This is a genomic window from Actinomycetota bacterium (assembly GCA_030017835.1).
GTDB lineage: Bacteria > Actinomycetota > Aquicultoria > UBA3085 > Oleimmundimicrobiaceae > Yes70-04.
The window spans coordinates 4,157-7,483 of the sequence record JASEGU010000035.1; the positions used below are offsets into that span (position 1 = coordinate 4,157).

3 protein-coding genes are annotated in these 3,327 nt (G+C 52.0%); all 3 read right to left on the reverse strand.

What is annotated here, in order from left to right; genetic code table 11:
* Positions 1–1,644, reverse strand: a 1,644-nt coding sequence (locus QMD53_06545) for a TIGR04190 family B12-binding domain/radical SAM domain protein (protein ID MDI6800303.1), incomplete at its 3' end; no start/stop codon positions are given.
* A gap of 25 nt (positions 1,645–1,669) precedes the next feature.
* Positions 1,670–2,275, reverse strand: a complete 606-nt coding sequence (locus QMD53_06550) for a hypothetical protein (GenBank protein ID MDI6800304.1) — start codon at positions 2,273–2,275, stop codon at positions 1,670–1,672.
* A gap of 81 nt (positions 2,276–2,356) precedes the next feature.
* Positions 2,357–3,007: a redox-sensing transcriptional repressor Rex gene (locus QMD53_06555; protein ID MDI6800305.1), complete on the reverse strand. Its 651-nt coding sequence runs from the start codon at positions 3,005–3,007 to the stop codon at positions 2,357–2,359.
* Positions 3,008–3,327 lie beyond the last annotated feature (320 nt).

Below are 3,327 nucleotides of genomic sequence, written 5' to 3' on the forward strand. Positions count from 1 at the left end.
GGCGTGGCTCGAGGCTGATTCTGAGACGCTATAGCGATCAGCGTCCTCTTTGAGCTGGGCAAGCCTTCTGGACTTAAGCTCCTCGTCGCCCAGGGCCATTATCTCGTCGATCTTTCCGATAAGCTCCCTCTCAAAGGCGACCCGCTCGTCAAAGAGCCTGGCCTCGGCTTCTCCTATCACCCCGTATTTTAACTTGACCCTATTTATGCCGCTCATGGCGTCATAGGTGGCCGAAACATAGTCATCGGCCGTCATATAGTCGGTCTCGTAGTTTAAGACATATTTCCAGCTTGGGGCGAGGAGCGCCCTCCTGTGGTCATTTAGCGTCTTGAATTTTATCTTATATCCATATTTTTCGGGGTTTTCATATATCAAGCTGCCGGGATCGATGAAGGGAACGAGCGGCGAGATGAAGGCGAGCAGACGCTTATCCCCGTCAAACTTACTATACAGATAATCGGCATAGTTTACTGTATCTCTGGCCGAGTCGGCCGTCTGGAAGGGAAGGCCGGTCATGTAGTAGATCTCGAAACGCTCGGCCCCGTTAGCCAGGGCCCAGCCGATGCTCGCCTCCAGTTCTTCGTTGTCGAAGGTCTTGCCCGAGCCCCTCCGAACCACCATGTCATGGGATTCCAGCGAAGCCCCAATGGCATAGTGATTGAGCGAGCCGCCTGCCATTTTGAAGAAGTCTTCTCCCGGCGGAGAGAAGAATTCCAACCCGACCTGGTTCTTAAGATTGAGCCTCCTCGCCTCGGCAAAAAAGCGGCGCGCATAATCCTCCCCCGACTGAAGAAGGTCTCCTAAGACAAAGGTTGGACTGTTAAGACAGCCCTGGATGCTTAGTATGTCCCTTGCCACTAGCTCCGGATCGCGATAGGCCACCTCGCTTCGGCCATAGAAGTTCTTCTGAGCAAAGGCCGAGGCCCCGCAAAAACTGCAGTTCTTGGTGCAACCCTTGCATGTTATGACGGCGGTCGAGGGGTGCTTCAGCCAATCCTTCCAAGGCAAACAGCCAACAAGATCGCGGTAACGGATGGCCGACTTCATCATGAAGGAGTAGTCCATGTTTATGTGATTGATATCTTTCGGCACATGGGTTAGGGGATTTTCGCAAACCCGCCTCGCCCCGTCTCGATAGGTCAGGTTGGGCACGGACCTTAAATCTCCTCCCTCCTTGATGATCTTAAGGAGTTGCCGCAGGGGCTCCTCGGTCGAGTCGCCTCGGATAACGTAATCGATGAAGGGATACTCCATGAGTTCCTTGTGAAAATAGGATGAGGAGTAGCCGCCGAAGATTATGGGCCTGTCTGGATGATGCTTTTTGACCAACTTGGCCACCTCGATACTGCCGTGGGCGTGAGGGAGCCAGTGGAGATCGATCCCGAAGGCTCTGGCCTTGAGCGACCTTATCCTCTTTTCAACGTCAAAATTTTTGCTCTTAAGCATCAGGACGGCCAAATTAACGACCCTTGCCTTATGGCCGAATCTATCTAGATATTCGGCCATGATCGAAAAGCCCATCGGATACATCTCGAAGATGGGGGCGGACGGTATCAGGTCGCTCAAGGGGCCGTACATTATGGTCTTCTCCCTAAAATCATAGACGCTGGGAGCGTGGAGCAGTATCAGATCTATCTCAGGCAAGTCTATATCCTCCAAATATTATTGATCAGAAAGCGGCGGGCGAAATGATGGATTTAAGAATTTTACGGGCGGCGCCATTGGGCAATGTTTCAAGGAGCCGGGCCGTCTCATCGTAAAGGGATAAGGGAGCCTTCTCGCCCAGAAGCTCCATTTTGATCAGGCGGCCAAGCGATCTTCCAAAGACGCCGAGATCATCTAAGAGTTTGCCGGTAAGACCTGCGGCAAGTCCTCCAAGGAAGACGGCGGCGGTCAACTCCTCCACCCAAACGAGCGGCTCGCCTTGAGACTCAAAAGAGCGTCTTGCCACCTCTTTTATGATTTTAGAGAGGTGACCCGCATAAGTGGGGTCGGGAAGAGATGCCACCATCCCAAGGGCTTTGGCATAACATAGGTCGCCCAGAATTAGGCCCGTGTTTTTTGGCTCATCCAGATAGTGCTCAGAGAATCCCAGATTCAAAAACTCAAGAGCCAGTGCGATCTTCTCGATCGCAACTGGGTCGCCGTGACCAAACCCGAAGGCGATGTAAGAGAGATTGGCATAGGTGAGGTCCTTTGGACGAACTGAAACAGCCACCTTGAGCTCTGGGAAGCCTTCGATTTCGGTATTTAAGAGATCGGATATTCCTCTCAAAAAGTCCTTAGTTTCTATAGTTATCTTAATACCACCCGATGAACGTGAATCCCTCAAAGCGGCCCTTTACCTAAAAACTTTTCAGGCGCCAAGCTCGCTCAAGAAGGAGAGTATCTGCATCTCGACCGCGAGATCTATCTGGCGCAGAGTCACGCCCTCGGGGACCTTGAGTGAGACCGGGGCGAAATTGAGGACGGCCTTTATGCCAGCTTCTGCGAATCCATCTAAGGCCTCTTGCGCTTTTGGAGCGGGCGTCGCTATCACGCAGATCTCTATATTTTCGCTTTTAAGGGCCTCTTTGAGGTCGCCCAAGCTCCTGACCTTGAGGCCATCGACGGTAAGGCCGATCTTGTTTGGGTCTGAGTCGAAGACGGCCAGGATGGGAAAGCCCTTCTCAACGAAGCCCTTATATTTGACGAGGGCCGTTCCGATCCTTCCGGCTCCTATTATGGCGACATTCCTCGCTCTTTTTAGGCCCATAAAATCGGCTATCTGAGTAGCCAAGAGACCCACGTCGTAGCCGACCCCCCTGGTGCCGAACTCTCCTAAGAAGGAGAGGTCCTTCCTGAGCTGTGGTCCGTTACCTCCAGCCAGTTCAGCAAGGTCAGAGGAGGAGACGACATCGACTCCGCTGGCCATCAGCTCTTTCAAATACCTCAAGTATATCGGGAGCCTGGTCACCGTGGCCTGAGGTATCTTCTTTGTTTTTAAGCCCTTTTCCCTCTTTGCCAAAGAGATCACCCTCGAGATTTAGCAGCCCTGCTTGCTTAAGAAGAACCCAATCTGTCAAGCATAATCGATTGAGAAAAAATGCTCAAGAAGCAAACGGTTTTAATGATTATGCCACTTCGAGTTGACCAAGGAAGCTCAAACTGGTTAAGGATCAAGGTCTCCCATGAAGCATCCGCTTCATGGGAGACCTTGATTGGATATCTTTAACCAAACTACTCGCCCATAAGGTGGTTTAGCTTACCGCGCCCCTCTCCTTTAGGACTTTCATGGGGTCGGTTATGTGTTTGTGGAGGCCAAGCTCTTTGGGATCGCTTCCAAAT